The 22,046-nt window shown below is 60.3% G+C and carries 19 protein-coding genes; 16 read left to right on the top strand and 3 right to left on the bottom strand.

All coding sequences use genetic code 11. The features are described 5' to 3' along the window. The first annotated feature begins 275 nt into the window (after positions 1-275). The 14 genes from FGA82_RS22970 to FGA82_RS22900 all read left to right on the top strand — a co-directional run bounded on the left by FGA82_RS22970 (position 276) and on the right by FGA82_RS22900 (position 15,988). The gene (locus FGA82_RS22970) at positions 276-1,898 is read left to right on the top strand and encodes a methyl-accepting chemotaxis protein (RefSeq protein WP_141128859.1); all 1,623 of its coding nucleotides are present in this window, start codon (positions 276-278) and stop codon (positions 1,896-1,898) included. Beyond that, on the top strand, positions 1,898-2,434 hold the full coding sequence (locus FGA82_RS22965) for a chemotaxis protein CheW (RefSeq protein ID WP_141128858.1): 537 nt from the start codon (positions 1,898-1,900) through the stop codon (positions 2,432-2,434). The genes FGA82_RS22970 and FGA82_RS22965 overlap by 1 nt, the downstream gene beginning before the upstream one ends. Next, positions 2,431-3,702 carry a CheR family methyltransferase gene (locus tag FGA82_RS22960; RefSeq protein ID WP_141128857.1) on the top strand — a complete coding sequence of 424 codons (1,272 nt, stop codon included), beginning with the start codon at positions 2,431-2,433 and terminating at the stop codon, positions 3,700-3,702. The genes FGA82_RS22965 and FGA82_RS22960 overlap by 4 nt, the downstream gene beginning before the upstream one ends. Continuing rightward, a complete protein-coding gene (locus FGA82_RS22955) occupies positions 3,699-4,382 on the top strand; it encodes a chemotaxis protein CheW (RefSeq protein ID WP_141128856.1) in 684 nt (227 codons plus the stop codon). Before FGA82_RS22960 ends, FGA82_RS22955 begins: the two co-directional genes overlap by 4 nt. Beyond that, entirely contained in the window at positions 4,379-6,667 is a 2,289-nt protein-coding gene (locus tag FGA82_RS22950) for a hybrid sensor histidine kinase/response regulator (RefSeq protein WP_141128855.1), read from the top strand. Before FGA82_RS22955 ends, FGA82_RS22950 begins: the two co-directional genes overlap by 4 nt. Continuing rightward, the gene (locus FGA82_RS22945) at positions 6,664-7,674 is read left to right on the top strand and encodes a chemotaxis response regulator protein-glutamate methylesterase (RefSeq protein ID WP_141128854.1); all 1,011 of its coding nucleotides are present in this window, start codon (positions 6,664-6,666) and stop codon (positions 7,672-7,674) included. The genes FGA82_RS22950 and FGA82_RS22945 overlap by 4 nt, the downstream gene beginning before the upstream one ends. Positions 7,675-7,722: 48 nt before the next feature. Then, the gene (locus FGA82_RS22940) at positions 7,723-8,724 is read left to right on the top strand and encodes a response regulator (RefSeq protein WP_141128853.1); all 1,002 of its coding nucleotides are present in this window, start codon (positions 7,723-7,725) and stop codon (positions 8,722-8,724) included. A 325-nt stretch (positions 8,725-9,049) separates the two neighbouring features. Beyond that, positions 9,050-10,145, top strand: a protein-coding gene (prfB, locus tag FGA82_RS22935; RefSeq protein WP_102900567.1) for a peptide chain release factor 2 whose coding sequence is annotated in 2 segments (ribosomal slippage) — positions 9,050-9,121 and positions 9,123-10,145 — 1,095 coding nt in all. Because the reading frame shifts where the segments join, the coding sequence is not laid out codon by codon here. A 113-nt stretch (positions 10,146-10,258) separates the two neighbouring features. Continuing rightward, positions 10,259-11,761, top strand: coding sequence for a lysine--tRNA ligase (gene lysS, locus FGA82_RS22930; protein WP_016983551.1), 1,503 nt, complete (start codon positions 10,259-10,261; stop codon positions 11,759-11,761). A gap of 105 nt (positions 11,762-11,866) precedes the next feature. After that, entirely contained in the window at positions 11,867-12,580 is a 714-nt protein-coding gene (locus tag FGA82_RS22925) for a TetR/AcrR family transcriptional regulator (protein WP_141128940.1), read from the top strand. A 157-nt stretch (positions 12,581-12,737) separates the two neighbouring features. After that, positions 12,738-13,292, top strand: coding sequence for a hypothetical protein (locus FGA82_RS22920; protein WP_141128852.1), 555 nt, complete (start codon positions 12,738-12,740; stop codon positions 13,290-13,292). Positions 13,293-13,352: 60 nt separating this feature from the next. Then, on the top strand, positions 13,353-14,603 hold the full coding sequence (locus FGA82_RS22915; protein WP_171057349.1) for a flavohemoglobin expression-modulating QEGLA motif protein: 1,251 nt from the start codon (positions 13,353-13,355) through the stop codon (positions 14,601-14,603). A 153-nt stretch (positions 14,604-14,756) separates the two neighbouring features. Further along, positions 14,757-15,662: an alpha/beta hydrolase gene (locus FGA82_RS22905; protein ID WP_141128849.1), complete on the top strand. Its 906-nt coding sequence runs from the start codon at positions 14,757-14,759 to the stop codon at positions 15,660-15,662. Then, positions 15,659-15,988 carry a hypothetical protein gene (locus tag FGA82_RS22900; protein WP_034154859.1) on the top strand — a complete coding sequence of 110 codons (330 nt, stop codon included), beginning with the start codon at positions 15,659-15,661 and terminating at the stop codon, positions 15,986-15,988. Before FGA82_RS22905 ends, FGA82_RS22900 begins: the two co-directional genes overlap by 4 nt. Before the next feature lie 264 nt (positions 15,989-16,252). On the opposite strand, the gene FGA82_RS22895 is transcribed toward FGA82_RS22900, so the two are convergent. The 3 genes from FGA82_RS22895 to FGA82_RS22880 form a co-directional block, all read right to left on the bottom strand. Further along, entirely contained in the window at positions 16,253-17,041 is a 789-nt protein-coding gene (locus tag FGA82_RS22895) for an OmpA family protein (protein WP_141128848.1), read from the bottom strand. Between the two features lie 54 nt (positions 17,042-17,095). Then, complete coding sequence (locus FGA82_RS22890) at positions 17,096-17,500, bottom strand: DUF4398 domain-containing protein (RefSeq protein ID WP_034154861.1); 405 nt, start codon at positions 17,498-17,500, stop codon at positions 17,096-17,098. Between the two features lie 365 nt (positions 17,501-17,865). Beyond that, entirely contained in the window at positions 17,866-18,210 is a 345-nt protein-coding gene (locus FGA82_RS22880; RefSeq protein WP_122843232.1) for a pilin assembly protein, read from the bottom strand. 213 nt (positions 18,211-18,423) lie between these two features. Here FGA82_RS22880 and ppc point away from each other — a divergent pair, with 213 nt between their 5' ends. Next, positions 18,424-21,054, top strand: a complete 2,631-nt coding sequence (ppc, locus tag FGA82_RS22875) for a phosphoenolpyruvate carboxylase (RefSeq protein ID WP_141128847.1) — start codon at positions 18,424-18,426, stop codon at positions 21,052-21,054. 300 nt (positions 21,055-21,354) lie between these two features. Continuing rightward, a complete protein-coding gene (gene adk, locus FGA82_RS22870) occupies positions 21,355-22,005 on the top strand; it encodes an adenylate kinase (protein ID WP_008078383.1) in 651 nt (216 codons plus the stop codon). Positions 22,006-22,046: the final 41 nt, after the last annotated feature.

The raw sequence follows: 22,046 nt of genomic DNA, 5'->3' as shown, positions 1-22,046 counted from the left end.
CGAGTAAGCTCGCTCCCACAGGGTATTGCGTTCCAAGGTGGGAGCGAGCTTGCTCGCGAAGGCATTTTCCGCCGCACAGCGACAGCAATGACCATTCCATCGCCCCTTTTTGCTATTACCCCACTGGCACGGCAACCCCGAGTTGTCGGACAGTCCCACCCCAGAGCCTTCCCGCCAATCCCGCCGGACAGGCCCGAGGGTTAAAAAGCGTCTTATAAATGAAACACCGCCCTCGGCTATACTCCCCGCATTTCGATCAGGCACGAGGAATCACTGTGAAGAACTGGACGTTGCGCCAACGCATTTTGGCGAGCTTTGCGGTGATTATCGCCATCATGTTGCTGATGGTCGTCGTTTCGTATTCACGGCTGTTGAAGATCGAGGCCAGTGAAAACAGCGTGCGAGATGACGCGATTCCCGGCGTCTATTACAGCTCGATGATTCGCGGCGCTTGGGTCGACAGCTATCTGCAGACTCAGGAGCTGCTCGGGCTCAAGGAGGGCCAGGGGATTTCCAGCGAGGACGCGGCGGACTACAAGGCGTTCGAGGCGCGTCTGCAGGAGCAGATGGAGAACTATCGCAAGACCATGGCGACCGACGAGGATCGTCTCGAGTTTGCCGCGTTCGAGAAGTACCACGACGCCTACATCCAGATTCAGGATGCCGTGCTGGATCTGCACAAACGCAATCTGGAAGCGGATGCGGTCAAGATGTTCCACGACAAGCTCACGCCGGCCTGGTATTCCGGGCGCATGAAGCTCAACGACATCATCGGCGAGAACAAGAAAGTCGCCGATCAGGCCATGAACAATATCGACGATGCCGTGGCTGCCGCCAAAGTCAGCATGTTCATTTCCCTGTTGGTCGCCGTGCTGGCCGCCGGCCTGTGTGGCTTGTTGTTGATGCGCGCAATCATGGCGCCGATGAACCGCATTGTGCAGATTCTCGAAACCATGCGCACCGGTGACCTCAGTTCGCGTCTGAACCTTGAGCGCAAGGACGAGTTCGGCGCCGTCGAAACCGGCTTCAACGACATGATGACCGAGCTGACTGCGTTGGTGTCGCAGGCGCAGCGCTCATCGGTGCAGGTGACCACCTCGGTGACCGAGATCGCCGCCACCTCCAAGCAACAACAAGCCACCGCCACCGAAACCGCCGCGACCACCACCGAGATTGGGGCTACGTCCCGTGAGATCGCTGCAACCTCGCGCGATCTGGTGCGCACCATGACCGAAGTGTCCACCGCTGCCGATCAGGCCTCGGTGCTCGCCGGCTCGGGCCAGCAAGGCTTGGCGCGCATGGAAGACACCATGCACTCGGTGATGGGCGCGGCCGATCTGGTCAACGCCAAACTGGCGATCCTCAATGAGAAGGCCGGCAACATCAACCAGGTGGTGGTGACCATCGTCAAGGTTGCCGACCAGACCAACCTGTTGTCGCTCAACGCGGCGATTGAAGCCGAGAAGGCCGGTGAATACGGTCGCGGTTTTGCCGTGGTCGCCACGGAAGTGCGACGTCTGGCGGATCAGACCGCGGTCGCCACCTACGACATCGAACAAATGGTTCGCGAGATCCAGTCGGCGGTGTCGGCGGGTGTCATGGGCATGGACAAATTCTCCGAAGAGGTGCGTCGCGGTATGTCCGAAGTGCAGCAGGTCGGTGAACAGCTGTCGCAGATTATCCACCAGGTTCAGGCGCTGGCGCCGCGGGTGTTGATGGTTAACGAAGGCATGCAGGCCCAGGCCACCGGCGCCGAGCAGATCAACCATGCGCTGGTGCAGTTGGGCGACGCCAGCAGCCAGACGGTCGAGTCGCTGCGTCAGGCCAGTTTCGCCATCGACGAACTGAGCCAGGTGGCCGTCGGGCTGCGCAGTGGCGTTTCGCGATTTAAAGTCTGATGAGCGACATCATCGCCAAACGCGGCGCTGCACCAGTGGCGAAGCCGGCGTTGTTTCTGCTGTTTCGCATCGGCAGCGAGCGTTACGCCTTGCGCGCTACCGAAGTGGCGGAGGTGCTGCCGCGCCTGCCGTTGAAGCCGATTGCCCGGGCACCGCAATGGGTCGCCGGGGTGTTCGCCTATCGTGGCGCGGTAGTGCCGGTGATTGACCTCAGTGCGTTGACCTTCGGCCATCCCGCTGAGGCGCGCACCAGTACGCGTCTTGTGCTCGTCAACTACCAGCCTGAAGAGTCGCAACCGGCGCAATGGCTCGGGCTGATTCTCGAACAGGCCACCGACACCCTGCGTTGCCATCCGCAGGAATTTCAGCCTTATGGCCTCGACAACCGCGAGGCGCCTTACCTCGGCCCGGTGCGCGAAGACGCCCAGGGATTGGTGCAGTGGGTGCGGGTCAAGGACTTGCTCGATAACGCCGTGCGCGCCTTGCTGTTCCCCGATCCGCCGCTGAATCCGGCGCAGCTTGAGGCGCAGTCATGAGCAGCGATCAGCGCTTTTTCGACTTCCTCAAGGAACGCATCGGCCTCGATGTTACATCGGTGGGTCCGGCGATCATTGAGCGCGCCGTGCGCCAGCGCACAACACTTTCGCAAGCCGCGCATGCCGATGAGTACTGGCAGTTATTGCAAGGCTCGCGGGACGAACAGCAGGCGCTGATCGAAGCAGTGATCGTCCCGGAAACGTGGTTTTTCCGTTACCCGGAATCCTTCGCCACGCTGGGCAAACTGGCGCGCAATCGCCTCGCCGAGCTGAACAACATGCGTGCGCTGCGTATTCTCAGCCTGCCATGTTCAACCGGCGAAGAACCCTATTCGATCGCCATGGCCTTGCTCGATGCCGGGCTCAAACCGCATCAGTTCAAGGTCGACGGCATGGACGTCAGCCCACTGTCGGTGGAGAAAGCGCGGCGTGCGTTGTATGGCAAGAATTCGTTTCGCGGTCAGGATCTGGACTTTCGCGACCGGCATTTCACGTCTGAGCAAGAAGGCCATCGGGTCAACGAGAACGTACGTGAGCAGGTGCGTTTGCAGGTCGGTAATGTGCTCGATCCGACGCTGCTGGCCAGCGAGCCGGCGTTCGATTTCGTGTTCTGCCGCAACCTGCTGATCTATTTCGATCAGCCAACGCAAAAACTGGTGTTCGAGGTGCTCAAACGCCTGACTCATTTCGACGGCGTGCTGTTTATCGGCCCGGCCGAGGGCAGTCTGCTCGGACGTTTGGGCATGCGTTCAATCGGTATCCCGCAGTCGTTTGCGTTCAGTCGCCACAGTGATCCGCACCCCGAGCCGTTGCCAACGCCCAAGCCCGTCGTGGTGCCGGTCAGCCAACCGCCTCGCAGCACGCCGCCAGCACCGGTGCGCACTCGACCGTTTGCCGCCGTAACGCCACTGCCGACCGCCAGCAAAAGCGCCAACCCGGACGCGGCGACCCTGCTGGCCAACATCGCTGCATTGGCCAACGAAGGCAAAAGTGCCGAGGCCCGCGCTGCCTGCGAACAGTATTTGCGCAGCCACGAGCCGGTGGCCCAAGTGTTTTACTGGCTCGGCCTGCTCAGCGATGTCGCCGGCCTGACCCTCGAAGCGCAGGGTTTCTATCGCAAAGCGTTGTACCTCGAACCGCAACACCCCGAAGCGTTGATGCACCTGGCTGCGCTGCTACAGGCTCAGGGCGACACGGCGGGTGCCAGACGATTGCAGGAGCGCGCCGCCCGCAGCGGCCGCACCGCCGACAGTGAGCTTAAACGATGATCCCGTCCGACACCTTTAACGTCACCCACGAAGATGCCCGGGCCATCGATGATTGCTGGAACCGCATCGGCATTCATGGCGACAAGTCCTGCCCGCTGCTGGAAGAGCATATTCATTGCCGCAATTGCTCGGTGTATTCCGCCGCCGCCACGCGCCTGCTTGATCGTTATGCGTTGCAGCAGGATGAGCGTGATCCGGTGGCGATCGCCGTGGAAAGCGATGTGAAAACCCGCTCGCTGTTGATGTTCCGTCTCGGCGAAGAATGGCTGGGGCTGGCGACGCGCAGTCTCGTTGAGGTCGCACCGCTGCAGGCGATTCACTCGTTACCGCACCAGCGCTCGCGCGCCTTGCTCGGCGTGGCCAATGTGCGCGGCGCGCTGGTGGCGTGCCTGTCGCTGGTCGAACTGCTCGATCTGGATGGCAACGCCGCGCCGGCCACGGGGGCGCGAATCATGCCGCGCATGCTGATCATCGCTGCGCATGGCGGGCCGGTGGTGGTGCCGGTGGATGAAGTTGACGGCATTCACGCCATCGACGAACGCATTCTCGATGCCGCCTCGCAGTCCGGCGCGCAAGCCAGTGCCAAATACACCCGTGGCGTTCTGCAATATCGCGGTCGCAGTTTGCGCTGGCTGGATGAAGAACAGCTGTTGTCCGCCGTGACCCGGAGCCTCACATGACCCCCGAGCAAATGCGCGACGCCTCGCTGCTCGAGCTGTTCAGTCTCGAAGCCGAAGCGCAGACCCAAGTCCTCAGCGCCGGGCTGCTGGCGCTGGAGCGTAATCCGACCCAGGCCGATCAACTGGAATCGTGCATGCGCGCGGCGCACTCGCTCAAGGGTGCGGCGCGGATAGTCGGTATCGACAGCGGCGTCAGCGTCGCTCATGTCATGGAAGATTGTCTGGTCTGTGCGCAGGAAGGGCGGTTGTTGCTGCGGCCCGAGCACATTGATGCGTTGTTGCAGGGCACCGATTTGCTGATGCGCATCGCCACGCCAGCCAATGCGCCGCAAGCGAGCGATATTGAAGCTTACGTGGCGTTGATGGCGGGTTTGCTCGATCCGTCGGCACCGCCGGCAACGCTGATTGCACCGCCGATGGCCGAGTTGCAACTTGAAGCGCCGCCGGTCTTTGAACCCGCGCCAGCTCCGGTCATGGACGCGCCGGTCGAGCCCTCCGAGCCGACGCCACGCAAAAGCAAACGCTCCACCGAAGGTGGCGAGCGTGTCTTGCGTGTCACCGCCGAGCGCCTGAACAGCCTGCTCGATCTGTCGAGCAAATCGCTGGTGGAAACCCAGCGGCTCAAGCCGCATCTGGCGACCATGCAACGCCTCAAACGTATGCAGAACAACGGTCTGCGGGCGCTGGAAAATCTCAACGTCCACCTCAAGGAGCACGCGCTGAGCCTTGAAGCTCTGGAAGCCCTGGAAGACGCGCGCCGTTTGCTCGCCGAATCCCAGCAGCTACTGAGCGAGAAAAACGCCGAGCTGGACGAATTCGCCTGGCAGGCCAGTCAGCGTGCGCAAGTGCTCTACGACACGGCGCTGGCCTGTCGCATGCGGCCATTCGCCGATGTCCTCACCGGTCAGGTGCGCATGGTCCGTGATCTGGGCCGCAGTCTCGGCAAACAGGTACGCCTGGAGATCGAAGGCGAGAAAACCCAGGTCGATCGCGATGTGCTGGAAAAGCTCGAAGCGCCGCTGACCCATTTGCTGCGCAATGCCGTCGATCACGGCATCGAAACCCCGGAGCAGCGTCTGCTCAAAGGCAAATCCGAAGAGGGTCTGATCCGCCTGCGTGCCTCGCATCAGGCCGGACTGCTGGTGCTGGAATTGAGCGATGACGGCAACGGCGTCGATCTGGAAAAGGTCCGCCGCAGCATCATTGAGCGGCAGTTATCCCCAGCGGAAACGGCGGCGCAGTTAAGCGAAGAAGAACTGCTGACGTTCCTGTTCCTCCCCGGTTTCAGCTTGCGTGACACCGTCACCGAGGTGTCTGGCCGGGGTGTCGGCCTCGATGCCGTTCAACACATGGTCCGCCAGTTGCGCGGCGCCGTGGTGCTGGAACAGACGGCGGGCGAGGGCAGTCGCTTCCATCTGGAAGTGCCGCTGACCTTGTCGGTGGTGCGCAGTCTGGTGGTGGAAGTCGGCGAAGAGGCCTACGCCTTCCCGCTGGCGCACATCGAACGCATGTGCGATCTGGCCCCGGAAGACATCGTGCAGGTCGAGGGCCGTCAGCATTTCTGGCACGAAGGCCAGCACATCGGGCTGGTCGCGGCCAGCCAGTTGCTTAACCGTCCGGCCAGCCAGAACAGCGGCGAAACTCTCAAAGTCGTGGTGATCCGCGAGCGCGATGCGGTTTATGGCGTTGCCGTGGAGCGCTTCATTGGCGAGCGCACCTTGGTGGTCTTGCCACTCGACGAGCGTCTGGGCAAAGTGCAGGACATCTCTGCCGGGGCTTTGCTCGACGACGGCTCGGTAGTGTTGATCGTCGACGTCGAAGACATGCTGCGTTCGGTGGACAAACTGCTCAATACCGGGCGTCTTGAACGCATCGCCCGCCACGGCAATCAGGCCGCAGAAGCTGCGCGTAAACGGGTGCTGGTGGTCGACGACTCGCTGACCGTGCGCGAGCTGCAACGCAAACTGCTGCTCAATCGCGGCTACGACGTAGCGGTGGCGGTGGACGGCATGGATGGTTGGAACGCACTGCGTTCGGAGGACTTCGATTTGCTGATCACCGACATCGACATGCCGCGCATGGACGGCATCGAACTGGTCACCCTGCTGCGCCGCGACAATCGTCTGCAATCGCTGCCGGTGATGGTCGTGTCGTACAAGGATCGGGAAGAGGATCGCCGCCGTGGACTCGATGCCGGGGCGGACTACTATTTAGCCAAAGCCAGTTTTCATGACGACGCCCTGCTCGACGCAGTGGTCGAGCTTATCGGAGGAGCGCGGGCATGAAGATCGCAATCGTCAACGACATGCCCATGGCGGTGGAAGCACTGCGCCGAGCGCTGGCCTTCGAGCCAACGCATCAAGTGCTCTGGGTGGCCCGCAACGGCGCCGAGGCAGTGCAACTGTGCGCCGAAAACACCCCGGATCTGATCCTCATGGATCTGATCATGCCGGTGATGGACGGCGTCGAAGCCACGCGCCGGATCATGGCTGAAAGCCCGTGTGCCATCGTCATTGTGACGGTCGATCGCCAGCAGAACGTGCATCGGGTCTTTGAAGCCATGGGCCACGGCGCGCTGGACGTGGTCGATACCCCGGCCCTCGGTGCCGGTGATGCTCGGGAAGCCGCGGCGCCATTGCTGCGCAAGATCCTCAATATTGGCTGGCTGATCGGCGACAAGCCGCAACGTTCGCGTCCGGCACCGACGGCCCAGCGCAGCTCTGGTTCCTGTCAGCGGCTTGTGGCGATCGGCTCATCCGCAGGCGGGCCGGCGGCACTGGAAGTGCTGCTCAAAGGCTTGCCGAAGGATTTCTCGGCGGCCATTGTGCTGGTGCAGCATGTCGATCAGGTCTTCGCTGCCGGGATGGCCGAATGGCTGGCCAGCGCCAGCGGCCTCGATGTGCGTCTGGCCCGCGAAGGCGAACCGCCGCAAGCGGGCGCGGTGCTGCTGGCCGGCACCAATCACCATATCCGCTTGTTGAAAAACGGCACGCTGGCCTACACCGCCGAGCCGGTCAACGAAATCTATCGGCCCTCGATCGACGTGTTTTTCGAGAGTGTCGCCAGTTATTGGAATGGCGACGCCGTCGGGGTTTTATTGACCGGGATGGGACGCGACGGGGCGCAAGGGCTTAAGCTCATGCGCCAACAGGGCTACTTGACCATCGCGCAGGATCAGCAAAGCAGTGCGGTGTACGGCATGCCCAAGGCTGCTGCGGCTATTGATGCTGCCGTTGAAATCCGTCCACTGGAAAAGATAGCGCCACGATTGCTGGAGGTTTTCCCAAAATGAACAGGTTTATCCGCAATCCTGGCCCCCGCAGTACTCAGGTGACCGCCCATGAATGACTTACAGATCGACGACATTAAAACCGACGAAAACGCCGCCATGGTGTTGTTGGTGGACGATCAGGCGATGATCGGCGAAGCCGTGCGCCGTGGGCTGTCGAACGAAGAGAACATCGACTTTCACTTTTGCTCCGACCCTCATCAGGCAATCGCCCAAGCCGTGCGGATCAAACCGACGGTGATCCTGCAGGACCTGGTGATGCCCGGCCTCGATGGCCTCAGCCTGGTGCGCGAATACCGCAATCACCCGGCGACCAAGGACATTCCGATCATCGTCCTGTCGACCAAGGAAGACCCGCTGATCAAGAGCGCGGCGTTCTCCGCCGGGGCCAACGATTATCTGGTGAAACTGCCGGACACCATCGAACTGGTCGCGCGCATCCGCTATCACTCGCGCTCGTACATGACGTTGTTGCAACGTGATGCCGCGTACCGCGCTCTGCGGGTCAGTCAGCAGCAATTGCTCGACACCAATCTGGTGTTGCAGCGCTTGATGAACTCCGATGGCTTGACCGGGCTGTCCAACCGCCGCCACTTTGACGAATACCTGGAGCTGGAGTGGCGCCGTTCGCTGCGTGATCAGAGCCAGTTGTCGTTGTTGATGATCGATGTTGATTACTTCAAGTCCTACAACGACAGTTTTGGTCACGTTGAAGGCGATGAAGCGCTGCGCAAGGTCGCCACGGCGATCCGTGACGCTAGCGCGCGACCATCGGACCTGCCTGCGCGTTATGGCGGGGAAGAGTTTGTGCTGGTGTTGCCGAACACCTCGCCGGGTGGTGCGCGGCTGGTTGCAGAGAAATTGCGTCAGACCGTGGCCGCGCTGAATATTCCGCATAACGCCCCGGCTGAAGGCGCGAGCCTGACGATCAGTATTGGTTTGGCAACGATGGTGCCGCAGGCGGGCAGTGATTGCCGGTTGCTGATTTCGGCGGCGGACCGGGGCCTGTACCTGGCCAAGAACAACGGGCGTAATCAGGTCGGGATCGAGTAACGCCCTTTCCCTCATCGGAACGCCGCCCGCCCAGCCCTCTCCCAGAGGGCGAGGGGGCCGACCGAGGTGTCTGGCGCTGTACATCGACCTGATCGGCCGAGTCGATTATGGATCTGCAAGCTTGGCATTTCCGGATTCAGCCAAGCCCTTTCACGTCGGCGTACCTCTCAAATATCCCCCAATCGGTCCCCTCTACCTCTGGGAGAGGGCTAGGGTGAGGGCAAAGGCTTTAATGATCCCCACACCCGCCAGACGGGCTGCCGTCACAGCCTGATTACGTTATACTCGCCGGCTTTCAAAAGTTCGCCAACGAGTGCTGCCCGTCATGGAAATCAACCCGATCCTGAACACCATCAAGGACCTGTCCGAGCGCTCCGAAACTATTCGGGGGTATCTTTGACTACGATCAAAAGCATGAGCGTCTGACTGAAGTCAATCGCGAGCTTGAAGATCCGAGCGTCTGGAACAAACCTGAATACGCCCAGGAACTGGGCCGCGAGCGCGCCGCGCTGGCACAGATCGTCGATACCCTCGACGAACTGAACGGCGGTCTGGCCGATTGCCGCGACCTGCTGGACATGGCCGTCGAAGAAAACGACGAAGGCGCAGTGGGCGATGTCGTCGCCGAGCTGGCCCGTCTCGAGGAAAATCTGGCCAAGCTGGAATTCCGCCGCATGTTCAGCCATGAAATGGACCCGAACAACGCGTACCTGGACATCCAGGCCGGTTCCGGCGGCACCGAAGCCCAGGACTGGGCCAACATCCTGCTGCGCATGTACCTGCGCTGGGCTGACAAGCGCGGTTTCGACGCGACCATCATGGAACTGTCGGCCGGTGAAGTCGCCGGTATCAAAGGTGCGACCGTGCACATCAAGGGCGAATACGCTTTTGGCTGGCTGCGTACCGAGATCGGCGTGCACCGTCTGGTGCGCAAGAGCCCGTTCGACTCCGGCAACCGTCGCCACACCTCGTTCTCCGCGGTGTTCGTCTCGCCAGAGATCGACGACAAGGTGGAAATCGAAATCAACCCGGCAGACCTGCGGATCGACACCTATCGTTCCTCCGGTGCCGGTGGTCAGCACGTAAACACCACCGACTCGGCCGTACGTATCACTCACGTACCGACCAACACCGTGGTCAGCTGCCAGAACGAACGTTCCCAGCACGCCAACAAGGACACCGCCATGAAAATGCTGCGGGCCAAGTTGTACGAGCAGGAAATGCAGAAACGCAACGCCGCGTCGCAAGCGCTGGAAGACACCAAGTCGGATATCGGCTGGGGTCACCAGATTCGCTCGTACGTGCTTGATGCGTCGCGGATCAAGGATCTGCGCACCAACATCGAACGCAGCGACTGCGACAAGGTACTCGACGGTGACATCGACGAATACCTTTATGCCAGCCTGAAGTCCGGGCTGTAAAAGACGCATTACAGGATCGGCTGATTCAAGCCGATCCCTGTAGGAGCCAGCCTGCTGGCGATCCCCGGGCCGCAAGGCCCGGGGGCAACGAACCTGATGGAATATCTAAAGACATGAGCGACCAACAACTCGACCCGCAAGCCCTGCAACAGGAAGAAAACTCCCTGATCGCCCTGCGCAAGGAAAAGCTGGCTGCCGAGCGCGCCAAGGGCAACGCCTTCCCGAACGACTTCCGCCGCGAAAACTACTGCGAAGATCTGCAGAAGAAATACGCGGACAAGACCAAGGAAGAGCTGGCAGAGGCTGCAATCCCGGTCAAGGTTGCCGGTCGCATCATGCTCAACCGTGGCTCGTTCATGGTGATTCAGGACATGACCGGTCGCATCCAGGTCTACGTCAACCGTAAAACCCTGTCGGAAGACACCCTGGCCGCGGTGAAAACCTGGGACATGGGCGACATCATTGCCGCCGAAGGCACCCTGGCGCGTTCCGGCAAGGGCGACCTGTACGTTGAAATGACCAGCGTGCGTCTGCTGACCAAATCCCTGCGTCCGCTGCCGGACAAGCACCACGGTCTGACCGACACCGAACAGCGTTACCGTCAGCGCTACGTTGACCTGATCGTCAACGAAGAAGTGCGTCAGACGTTCCGCGTGCGTTCGCAAGTGATCGCGCACATCCGCAGCTTCCTGATGAAGCGCGACTTCCTCGAAGTCGAAACGCCGATGCTGCAGACCATTCCGGGCGGCGCTGCGGCCAAGCCGTTCGAAACCCACCACAACGCGCTGGACATGGAAATGTTCTTGCGTATCGCGCCTGAGCTGTACCTCAAGCGGCTTGTTGTTGGCGGGTTTGAAAAAGTGTTTGAGATCAACCGCAACTTCCGTAACGAAGGCGTTTCGACTCGTCACAACCCGGAATTCACCATGTTGGAGTTCTATCAGGCGTACGCCGATTACGAAGACAACATGGACCTGACCGAAGAACTGTTCCGTGAACTGGCGCAGCTGGTGCTGGGCAGCACCGACGTGCCGTACGGCGACAAGGTGTTCCACTTCGGCGAACCGTTCGTACGCTTGTCGGTGTTCGACTCGATCCTCAAGTACAACCCTGAGCTGACCGCCGATGATCTGAACGACATCGACAAGGCCCGCGCCATCGCCAAGAAGGCCGGCGCCAAGGTGCTGGGCTTCGAAGGTCTGGGCAAGCTGCAAGTGATGATTTTCGAAGAACTGGTCGAGCACAAGCTGGAACAGCCGCACTTCATCACTCAGTACCCGTTTGAAGTGTCGCCGCTGGCCCGTCGTAACGACGATAACCCGAACGTCACCGACCGTTTCGAGCTGTTTATCGGTGGCCGTGAAATCGCCAACGCCTACTCCGAGTTGAACGACGCGGAAGACCAGGCCGAGCGCTTCATGGCGCAGGTGGCCGACAAGGACGCCGGCGACGACGAAGCCATGCACTACGACGCCGACTTCGTTCGCGCGCTGGAGTACGGCATGCCGCCAACGGCCGGTGAAGGCATCGGCATCGACCGTCTGGTGATGTTGTTGACCAACTCGCCGTCGATCCGCGATGTGATCCTGTTCCCGCACATGCGACCGCAAGCGTAAACGTTTCAGTTGAAAAGCCGCCTAAAACAGGCGGCTTTTTATTGCCTGTCTGGTACAAATGTATCAATTGGTTACTTTTGAAATAGCAGAGGAAGTCCAGTCGTGATGGTTGCAATCGCTCAAGAAGGTGCAGCGGGTATCGCCACTGCGGTCGCTGAAAGCGTTCAGTACCAGGGTCGCAAGGCCAGCCGACAGGGCAGTGAGCAGCGTCGACAGGACATTCTCGACGCCGCGATGAGGATTGTCGTGCGCGACGGCGTGCGCGCCGTGCGCCACCGTGCCGTGGCGGCCGAGGCCGGTGTTCCGCTGTCGGCGACCACCTACTACTTCAAGGACATCGACGACCTGCTCACCGATACCTTCGCCCAATATGTCGAGCGCAGCGCGGCGTACATGGCCAAGTTGTGGGTCAACAATGAAGGTCTGTTGCGTGACATGGTCGTCAGTGGTGATGGTAGTCCGGAGTCGCGCTCGCAACTGGCTGACGACATTGCGCGGTTGATGGCCGACTATGTTCACCGGCAATTGCTTAACCGTCGCGAGCATTTGATGGCTGAACAGGCGTTCCGTCAGGAAGCGCTGCTCAACCCGCGTCTGGCAATTCTGGTGCGCTCACATCAGCAGATTCTGCTGCAGGGCACCTGCCAGTTGTTTCAGGTGCTGGGCTCGCGTGAACCGCAACAGGATGCCAAGGTGTTGACGGCGATTATCGGACGGATGGAATATCAGGGCCTGCTCAACGACGCCGAGCCTTTGGCCGAAGAGGACATGCTCGGCATTCTGACGCGCTACATGCACCTGGTGCTCGCGTCGGTCTGACCACAAGATCGTTCCCACGCTCTGCGTGGGAATGCCGCCGGGGACGCTCCGCGTCCCTTCGTCGACATGACGCAGAGCGTCAGTGGATGCATTCCCACGCAGAGCGTGGGAACGATCGATCACCATGAGGGCGGCCAATGTTCATAGGGAGTATTGAATGAAAGCCTGGCGTGGCGTGCTGATCGCCTTGTCGTTCCTGCTGCTCAGTGGCTGTCTGGTGACCTTCAAGGACCCCCTGGCTACCAGTGACCCGGCGCCCAAGGGCTTGCTCGGCAAATGGTCGAGCACCAATGCCTGGGGCGAGCCGATGAACCTTGAACTGACGCGGCTGGGCAACGACCGCTATCAGGCCGTCACCTGGTTCAAGGCCAAGCCCCGTGAACGCGAAGCCTATCCGTTCACTGTGTCGCGCCACGGGAACCGCTGGTATCTGTCGGCGAAAGTCCCTGCGCAGTACGGTGGCCATTTCACCATCGCCGGTTTCGAACTCACCGACAAACACGAACTGGTGGTCTATAACCTCGACCTCGAGCAGATCAACCAAGCGATCAGACAAAAAGCCCTCAACGGTCAGGCCTTCCAGACTGACGATGGCGACGGCGTGCATGTCGACAGCAACCTCGACAAGGTCTTTGCTTACCTCGACGATCCGGCCAATTCCGATGTCTTTGTCGAAGCCGTGCGCTACCAGCGCCAGGCCCGCGGCCAATAATTCTTTACGTCAGGTTTTCTACAGGAGTTTCGGGTGGACGATTACCAGCAGACGATACGCATGTTGTCCGACCGCATTGTGCTGGCGCAGACGCCAATCCGTGTGCTCGACGCGGTCAAGTGGGACGAGAACATCCGCAAGGGTTTCCTCAAGGCCAAAGGCAAGGAAATGCCGGCGATCGATCGCGACTACTACCTCAATCGGCCGCTGAGTTTCGATTCGAGCAAGGTCAAACTGGAATTTCAGAACATCGAGCGCGATATCACCCGCCAGCTCGGCCAGTTCAACCCGGTTGGGCAGATCATGCGGCGTATGTGCAAGGAATACCGCATGGTGGTGCGCATGCTCGAAGCGCGCGGCACCGAGGATTTCGGCCTGATCTCGCAAGAGCTGTACGGCGCCGCCTCCGATGCCTTCCACGCCGGCGACCCGACCCTGGCCGACCTTGGCCTGATGATGTCCGACTACCTCAACAATATCGATGGCCGTGGCGACTTGAAGGATGAGCCGAAAACCCTCACCGCCAAAGACGCCGTGCACTTGCTGCAAACCCGTTTGAACAAAGTCTTCGGTGAGGCCGAGGAAACCATTCGCGTGTTCGAGTCCGACGGCATTGTTGCCGACGCCGCAGCGGGCGCCGACTACATCAAGATCCGCACCGACGCGATGTTCAACGATCGTGATGTACGCGCGCTGGAAGTCCACGAAGGTCTGGTGCACGTCGGCACCACGCTCAACGGTCTCAATCAGCCGATCTGCACCTTCCTGTCGAAAGGCCCGCCGTCGTCGACGGTAACGCAGGAAGGCCTGGCGATTCTGATGGAAATCATCACCTTCGCCTCCTACCCGAGCCGTCTGCGCAAACTGACCAACCGCACCCGCGCCATTCACATGGTAGAGGAGGGTGCGGACTTCTTGCAGGTGTTCGAGTTTTTCCGCGAGCAGGGTTTTGAAATGGCCGAAAGCTACGGCAACGCCAGTCGCGTTTTCCGTGGATCGACGCCGACCGGGCTGCCATTCACCAAAGACTTGTCCTATCTCAAGGGCTTTATCATGGTTTACAACTACATTCAGTTGGCCGTGCGTAAGGGCAAGCTTGAACAGATTCCGTTGTTGTTCTGCGGCAAGACCACGCTGGAAGATATGCGTACCCTGCGCCAGTTGGTGGATGAAGGTTTGGTGGTGCCGCCGAAGTATCTGCCGGACCAGTTCCGCGATTTGAACGCGTTGTCGGCATGGATGTGCTTCTCCAACTTCCTCAATCACTTGAGCCTGGACCGGATCGAAGCCGACTATTCCAATATTCTCTGATACCACACCGATCGTTCCCACGCTCTGCGTGGGAATGCCGCCATGGACGCTCCGCGTCCACTGTGACGCAGAGCGTCACGGGATGCATTCCTACGCGGAGCGTAGGAACGATCTCTCTGTGTTCCAACCTGAATTTTTGCGAGGTTTCACCGAATGAGAATCCTCGGCATCATTTGCCTGCTCCTGACCCTCGGCGGTTGCAGCTCTTTGTTGTTCTACCCCGAGCCGGGCCAGATTTTCACCCCGGAAAAAGCCAAACTCGAATACCGCACCGTCACGCTGGTGACGGCGGATGGCTTGAGGCTGAATGCCTGGTGGCTGCCAGCCAAACCTGGCGTCGAGGTCAAAGGCACGGTCCTGCATTTGCACGGCAACGGCGGTAATTTGCCGATGCACTTGGGCGGCAGTTGGTGGTTGCCGAAAAACGGCTATCAGGTGTTGCTGGTGGACTATCGCGGGTATGGCTTGTCCGAGGGCGAGCCGAGTTTGCCGGCGATCTATCAGGACATCGACGCGGCGTTTGCATGGCTGGACAAGGCGCCGGAAGTCAAAGGTAAACCTCTGGTGCTGCTCGGCCAGAGCCTCGGCGGTTCAATGGCCGTGCATTGGCTGGTGCAGCATCCCGAGCGGCAAAAACAGCTGAAAGCGCTGGTGCTAGACGGTGTGCCCGCCAGCTATCGCAGCGTCGGCCAATATGCGCTCAGCACTTCATGGCTGACCTGGCCATTTCAAGTACCCCTGTCGTGGCTGGTGCCGGACAGTGACAGCGCAATCAACTCGATGCCGCAACTCAACGGCGTGCCGAAATTGATCTTCCACAGTATCGACGATCCACTGGTGCCGCTTTCCAACGGCATCCGTCTGTATCAGGCTGCGCCGCCACCGCGTGTGCTGCAACTGACCCGTGGCGGTCATGTGCAGACCTTCGGCGACCCGGTCTGGCGTCAGGTGATGTTGCGCTACCTCGATGATCCCGAGCATTTCAACGGCCTGCGCCGCCTCGGCGAAATCCCCAATTACCCGCAACCCCCGAATTCTGAAGATGAGAGTCCGCAATGACTGAAGAACGTAACGCCATCCCGCTGATCATCACCGGTATCTGCAGCATCCTCGGCACCGTCGGGGCGCTGTGGTACTACGGCTACCTGCACTTTGCCAAACCCGAGGATGCGTTGCTGCTCAACGAGTTCACCATGCTCAAGACCGTGCCCGGCGAAGACTACAAAGTCTCGCTCGACCCGGCGCCGCAAGTGGCGCAGTGCATTGATGGCGTGCTGGTGCTGTTCGATACCGAGCAGAAAGGCCTGACCGGCGTGCTGATCAACGCACAGAAAAAAGCCGTGCGCTGCATGGGTGAAGAGACCCCGCAGAAGCTGGAACAGTGATTCTGCAGGTTCAGCCCTCACCCTAACCCTCTCCCAGAGGGAGACGGGACTGACCGAAGTGTTCTTTCGCTACACGCCCACCTGAAAGGTTGTGTCGATTATGGATTCGGCAAAGCACTCTCAGGTCGACGCAGCTATTCAGCATCCCCCATTCGGCCCCCTCTCCCTCGGGAGAGGGCTGGGGTGAGGGGCTACGATTTCAGCTCCCACAAAAAAGCCCCGCCGGACTGAGTCAGGCGGGGCTTTCGCGTTACAGCCTGAAGCTTAGTTCGAGCTAACAGCCGAACGCGGCATTACTGGCTGGTTGTCGTTGGAAATGGTCACTTCCACGCGACGGTTCATCGCACGGCCGGAGACACTGCCGTTCTCGGCAACCGGGTATTCCTTGCCGTAGCCTTGAGTGACGATGCGCGCTGGATTAACGCCCATTTTCACCAGCGCGGTGCGCACAGAATTGGCGCGACGCTCGGACAGCGACTGGTTGTGGCTAGCGGTACCGGTGCTGTCGGTGTAACCCTCGACGATCACTTTGCGATCCGGGTTTTCCTGGAGGAACTGCGCCAGTTTGTTGATGTTGACCAGACCGCTGGATTTCAGGTCGGCACGGTCGGTGGCGAACAGTACGTCACCGAAAGTCACCAGCGTACCGCGATCGGTCTGCTTGGCGTTCAGGCTGTCCTGCAGCTGTTTGATCTGCTGATCGCGAGCATCCAGACGTGCCTGAGCACGTTGGGCGGCGGCGTTCTTCAGATTGTTTTCAGCGGTGCGCAGGGCGATGGTCTGCTTGGCCACTTCCACGCGCTGGTTGGTCAGATAGGCCAGTTGGTCGACCTTGGCTGCGTCTTGCTTGTCCAGATAAGCCTTGTCGGCCTTGTCCAGGTAATCACTGGCGTCTTTGGTTTCCAGCGCCGCGACTTTGCTCGCCTGTGGGTTGGCTTGCAGGCCGGCGTAGTTGGTGCGCGCCTGTTCCAGGTTCGGGTTAGGCGGGGTAGAGCAGGCAGCCAGAGCGACGCTTGCGGCCAGAAGAGCGGGGATCATCAGTTGCTTACGCATAATTTTCGTCCTTTCTATCGATAAAAGTTTCAGCGTTGCTATCGGGATGCGCGCTTACTGCACGGTGCGCTGACTTTCCTGACGCAGTTCCTGAACACCTTTTTGGGAATCCTTCACGGCTTGTTCAGCCTTGGCGGCCTGAGCTTTGCGTTCGGCTACGCGAGCGTCCCACTCGGCTTGCTCGGACAGGGTGCGAGCCTCGTCATACTTCTTGTCGTGCATGGCGATTTCGGCTTGTTTGAGTTTGTCCTGCGCTTGCTTCATCTCAACCGCAGCGAACTCGGTACCGCCGGCGCTGACCGCGCTGTTCACGGCCGATTGGGTCACGGCGTATTGCTCGGTCGGTGGGTTACCGGCGCAACCGGCCAGTACGAAGCTGGTGCCGATGGCCAGAGCCGCCAGTTTCAGACCGCGCAGGTGGGTAAACGAGGTTTGGTTTTTCATGGTCTTCAACTCCATTAGGCATCTCCTGAAAACATCTGAATCCATCCTGGTCGAGGAGCCGCAAGCGACGTGTGAAAGCGCGTTTTTGAAACGCTCGTTCCAGGCGTGGTTACAGGTTCCGACCGGCGGGATTTTTCAAAAGTTCAGAAAAGATGGCCTATCGCCTAAATAATTTTTGACCGAATGGACAAGGCTCTAGAGCGGGAACTTTGGCGGGCTGAAGCGGTATGCGCGGGGAGAAATCAGACAATTTTCCAGATGGAAACATAACCCTGTAGGAGTGAGCCTGCTCGCGATAGCGTCATGTCAGACAACAACAATATTGAATGAAAAACCGCTATCGCGAGCAGGCTCACTCCTACAGTTTGATCTGTGTTGGGTCAGTGTTTTTGCTTGCCCTCAGCCGCCGAGAGGTCATGCAAATGCCGACGCGAAAGCGCCAGAAACCGTGGCGTAGGCCCGACATCCTCATACAACGGATCACCTTCCTCATCCGTCGCCACCACCGTCGAGCCCTTCACATACGGCAGGCTCGCTTCAAACTCTTCAAGGGCTGCGCCAATCAGTTCGCCGAGCAGTTCTTCGGCATGCCGTTTGGGGTACATCTCGGCAATCGCTGCCAAGCGCGCAGCGGCTTCGACGTCCAGATGAATCGTGTAGCCAGTGTCGGTCAGGCGACCCTTGGCGTTTTCTTCCCAATGCTGGGCGAGTTCACGAATTTTCATGATGACCTCATTTCGCGCCTGCTCATGGCAGGCCTGGGTGAGTTTCCGGCAGCGCCGGCGGCAAGCCGTTGTACGGCTTACTGTTGAGACTAGCTTTTGTCCGCAAGGTTTAACGTCCCTTGGTCGGCTGCTTGTAAGAAGCGTCGTAGAGCGGCACTCTCTAGGTCATGCACTCGTTTCTAAGCCGTCCGGATTACTGCTGGGGAATTGCTGATGACCGATATTGATGCACGCTTGCGCGAAGACGTTCACCTGCTCGGAGAGCTGCTGGGCAACACCATTCGAGACCAGTACGGCGAGGCCTTCCTCGACAAGATCGAGCAGATTCGCAAAGGCGCCAAGGCCGACCGGCGAGGCTCGATGGACGCCGAACTGAGCGCCAGCCTCAATCAATTGAGCGAGGACGAATTGCTCCCTGTGGCGCGGGCGTTCAACCAGTTTCTCAATCTGGCGAACATCGCCGAGCAGTATCAATTGATCCATCGGCGCGAAGAGTCGCAGCCGGCGCCGTTCGAGTCCCGTGTACTGCCGGAATTGCTCGCCCGTTTGCGCAGCGAAGGCCACAGCGCCGAGTCGCTGGCCCGGCAACTGGCGCGCCTGGAAATCGAACTGGTGTTGACCGCGCACCCTACCGAAGTCGCGCGACGCACGCTGATCCAGAAGTACGACGCGATCGCCGCGCAACTCGCCGCGCAGGATCATCGCGACCTGACCAGCGCCGAACGCGAACAGATTCAAAACACCCTGCAACGGCTGATCGCTGAAGCCTGGCACACCGAAGAAATCCGCCGCACACGACCGACGCCGGTCGATGAAGCCAAATGGGGTTTCGCGGTGATCGAGCATTCGCTGTGGCAGGCGATTCCCAACCATATGCGCAAGGCCGACAAGGCTTTGCATGAAGCGACGGGCCTGCGTCTGCCACTGGAAGCAGCGCCGATTCGCTTCGCGTCGTGGATGGGCGGCGACCGTGACGGCAACCCCAACGTCACCGCCGCAGTAACCCGTGAAGTGTTGCTGCTGGCGCGCTGGATGGCCGCCGATTTGTACCTGCGCGATGTCGATCATCTGGCGGCCGAACTGTCGATGCAGCAGGCCAGCGACGCTCTCAAAGCCAAGGCCGGCGACAGCGCCGAACCGTACCGTGCGGTGCTCAAACAACTGCGCGAACGCCTGCGTGCCACGCGCAACTGGGCGCATGCCGCACTGACCGCACCGACGCCAGCGCCGTCTGATGTGCTGAGCAACAACCGTGATCTGCTCGATCCGCTGGAGCTGTGTTTCAACTCGCTGCACGAATGCGGCATGGGCGTGATTGCTGACGGCCCGTTGCTTGATTGCTTGCGTCGTGCGGTGACCTTCGGCCTGTTCCTTGTACGTCTGGATGTGCGTCAGGACTCCTCGCGGCACAGCTCGGCGATGACCGAAATCACCGATTACCTCGGTCTCGGTCGCTATGAAGACTGGGACGAAGAGCAGCGCATCAGTTTTCTTACGCGGGAACTGAGCAATCGCCGGCCATTACTGCCAGCACACTTCAAACCGTCTGCCGACACCGCCGAAGTGCTCAACACCTGCAAGGAAATCGCCGCCGCACCGGGTGCGTCGCTCGGTTCCTACGTGATCTCCATGGCTGGCGCCGCTTCCGATGTGCTCGCCGTGCAACTGCTGCTCAAAGAGTCCGGCGTGTTGCGGCCGATGCGTGTGGTGCCGCTGTTCGAAACCCTCGCTGACCTCGACAACGCCGGGCCGGTGATGGAGCGGCTGTTGCTGCTGCCGGGTTATCGCGCACGGCTGCAAGGCCCGCAGGAAGTCATGATTGGCTACTCCGACTCGGCCAAGGACGCCGGCACCACGGCGGCAGCGTGGGCGCAATATCGCGCGCAGGAACGCTTGGTGGAAATCTGCCGCGAGCAACAAGTTGAACTGCTGTTGTTTCATGGTCGCGGCGGCACCGTAGGGCGTGGCGGTGGCCCGGCGCACGCGGCGATTTTGTCGCAGCCACCGGGGTCGGTCGCCGGGCGGTTCCGCACCACCGAGCAGGGGGAAATGATTCGATTCAAATTTGGCCTGCCGGACATCGCCGAACAAAACCTCAATCTGTATCTGGCGGCGGTGCTTGAAGCGACTTTGCTGCCGCCACCGCCGCCAACGCCTGAGTGGCGCCATCTGATGGATGAATTGGCGGCTGACGGTGTCAGTGCTTATCGCCAGGTCGTGCGAGAAAATCCGCAATTCGTCGAGTACTTCCGCCAGTCCACGCCAGAGCAGGAACTGGGGCGTTTACCGCTCGGTAGTCGCCCGGCCAAGCGTCGCGCCGGCGGCATAGAAAGTCTGCGAGCGATTCCGTGGATCTTCGGCTGGACGCAAACGCGGCTGATGCTGCCAGCGTGGCTCGGCTGGGAATCGGCGCTGAGCAAAGCGCTGGAGCGCGGTGAAGGCGAGTTGCTCGGGCAGATGCGCGAGCAGTGGCCGTTCTTCCGCACCCGCATCGATATGCTGGAAATGGTCCTGGCCAAGGCTGACGCGGATATCGCGTTGTCCTACGATCAGCGTCTGGTCGAGCCGGACCTGCTGCCGTTGGGCGCGCAGTTACGCGACCTATTGTCGCAGGCGTGCACCGTGGTGCTCGGCCTGACCGGGCAGTCGCAGTTGCTGGCACATAGCCCAGATACCCTTGAATTCATCCGTCTGCGCAATACCTACCTCGACCCGCTGCATCTATTGCAGGCCGAGTTGCTGGCCCGTTCGCGACAGCAGGATGTCGAGCAGGGCAGCCCGGTAGAACAGGCGTTGCTGGTGTCTGTGGCGGGGATTGCCGCCGGTTTGCGAAATACCGGCTAACGTTTTTGTCGTGGCACGCGGCACCGGACACAAACGCCGGATGCCGCTTTGCCTGACGAGGGGAAGTGCCGCCAGGCGACAGTTAATGATGGGGTTGCGACTTGGGTTACCGCGTCGCAAGGTCGCAGGGGGCGTCGGTTTCTCCGACTTTTGGCGTCTTGTGTGGGCGCAGCCTGCTGTGTATCTTGATCAGCCTTTGGCCGTTTGTGCGGCCACGACCCGTATTTTCAGGATTCGTCCCAAGAGGCGAATCCTTTGTTTTGTAAAAGCTTTTTATAAAAAAATTGAGGAGCACATCTAATGCGCGTCATTCTGCTGGGAGCTCCCGGGGCCGGTAAAGGTACTCAGGCTAAGTTCATCACCGAAAAATTCGGCATTCCACAAATTTCCACTGGCGACATGCTGCGTGCAGCGGTCAAGGCCGGTACTCCGCTGGGCGTGCAAGCCAAGAGCATCATGGATGCCGGTGGCCTGGTGTCGGATGACCTGATCATCGCACTGGTTCAGGACCGTATCGCTCAGCCAGACTGCGCCAACGGTTTCCTGTTCGACGGCTTCCCGCGCACCATTCCGCAGGCTGAAGCCCTGGTGACTGCCGGCGTTGAGCTGGATGCTGTGGTTGAAATCGCTGTTGAAGACGAAGAAATCGTTCAACGCATCGCCGGCCGTCGTGTTCACGAAGCCAGCGGCCGCGTTTACCACATCGTCTACAACCCGCCGAAAATCGCTGGCAAAGATGACATCACCGGCGAAGAGCTGGTACAGCGCAAGGACGACACTGAAGAAACCGTGCGTCATCGCCTGTCGGTCTACCACTCGCAGACCAAGCCGCTGGTGGAGTTCTATCAGAGCCTGTCCGCGAAAAACGCCGGCAAACCGAAGTACAGCCACATCCCGGGCGTTGGTTCGGTCGATGCGATCACCGCCAAGGTGCTGGCCGCGCTGAGCTGAAAAGTCTGAACTGCAGCATCATCCACGGCCCGCTTGCGGGC

It is taken from the genome of Pseudomonas fluorescens, from assembly GCF_005938625.1.
GTDB lineage: Bacteria > Pseudomonadota > Gammaproteobacteria > Pseudomonadales > Pseudomonadaceae > Aquipseudomonas > Aquipseudomonas fluorescens_BD.
Note: the sequence above shows the minus strand (reverse complement) of the source record. Positions and strands in the feature narration are given on the sequence as shown.

What these genes read in the sequence shown, in the direction of transcription:
- FGA82_RS22900 (WP_034154859.1), top strand. Translation starts at nt 15,659, where the DNA reads ATGACTGAAGAACGTAACGCCATCCCGCTGATCATCACCGGTATCTGC.
- FGA82_RS22960 (WP_141128857.1), top strand. Translation starts at nt 2,431, where the DNA reads ATGAGCAGCGATCAGCGCTTTTTCGACTTCCTCAAGGAACGCATCGGC.
- FGA82_RS22955 (WP_141128856.1), top strand. Translation starts at nt 3,699, where the DNA reads ATGATCCCGTCCGACACCTTTAACGTCACCCACGAAGATGCCCGGGCC.
- FGA82_RS22965 (WP_141128858.1), top strand. Translation starts at nt 1,898, where the DNA reads ATGAGCGACATCATCGCCAAACGCGGCGCTGCACCAGTGGCGAAGCCG.
- FGA82_RS22945 (WP_141128854.1), top strand. Translation starts at nt 6,664, where the DNA reads ATGAAGATCGCAATCGTCAACGACATGCCCATGGCGGTGGAAGCACTG.
- FGA82_RS22940 (WP_141128853.1), top strand. Translation starts at nt 7,723, where the DNA reads ATGAATGACTTACAGATCGACGACATTAAAACCGACGAAAACGCCGCC.
- FGA82_RS22925 (WP_141128940.1), top strand. Translation starts at nt 11,867, where the DNA reads ATGGTTGCAATCGCTCAAGAAGGTGCAGCGGGTATCGCCACTGCGGTC.
- FGA82_RS22880 (WP_122843232.1), bottom strand. Translation starts at nt 18,210, where the DNA reads ATGAAAATTCGTGAACTCGCCCAGCATTGGGAAGAAAACGCCAAGGGT.
- ppc (WP_141128847.1), top strand. Translation starts at nt 18,424, where the DNA reads ATGACCGATATTGATGCACGCTTGCGCGAAGACGTTCACCTGCTCGGA.
- FGA82_RS22950 (WP_141128855.1), top strand. Translation starts at nt 4,379, where the DNA reads ATGACCCCCGAGCAAATGCGCGACGCCTCGCTGCTCGAGCTGTTCAGT.
- FGA82_RS22895 (WP_141128848.1), bottom strand. Translation starts at nt 17,041, where the DNA reads ATGCGTAAGCAACTGATGATCCCCGCTCTTCTGGCCGCAAGCGTCGCT.
- lysS (WP_016983551.1), top strand. Translation starts at nt 10,259, where the DNA reads ATGAGCGACCAACAACTCGACCCGCAAGCCCTGCAACAGGAAGAAAAC.
- FGA82_RS22920 (WP_141128852.1), top strand. Translation starts at nt 12,738, where the DNA reads ATGAAAGCCTGGCGTGGCGTGCTGATCGCCTTGTCGTTCCTGCTGCTC.
- FGA82_RS22905 (WP_141128849.1), top strand. Translation starts at nt 14,757, where the DNA reads ATGAGAATCCTCGGCATCATTTGCCTGCTCCTGACCCTCGGCGGTTGC.
- adk (WP_008078383.1), top strand. Translation starts at nt 21,355, where the DNA reads ATGCGCGTCATTCTGCTGGGAGCTCCCGGGGCCGGTAAAGGTACTCAG.
- FGA82_RS22915 (WP_171057349.1), top strand. Translation starts at nt 13,353, where the DNA reads ATGTTGTCCGACCGCATTGTGCTGGCGCAGACGCCAATCCGTGTGCTC.
- FGA82_RS22890 (WP_034154861.1), bottom strand. Translation starts at nt 17,500, where the DNA reads ATGGAGTTGAAGACCATGAAAAACCAAACCTCGTTTACCCACCTGCGC.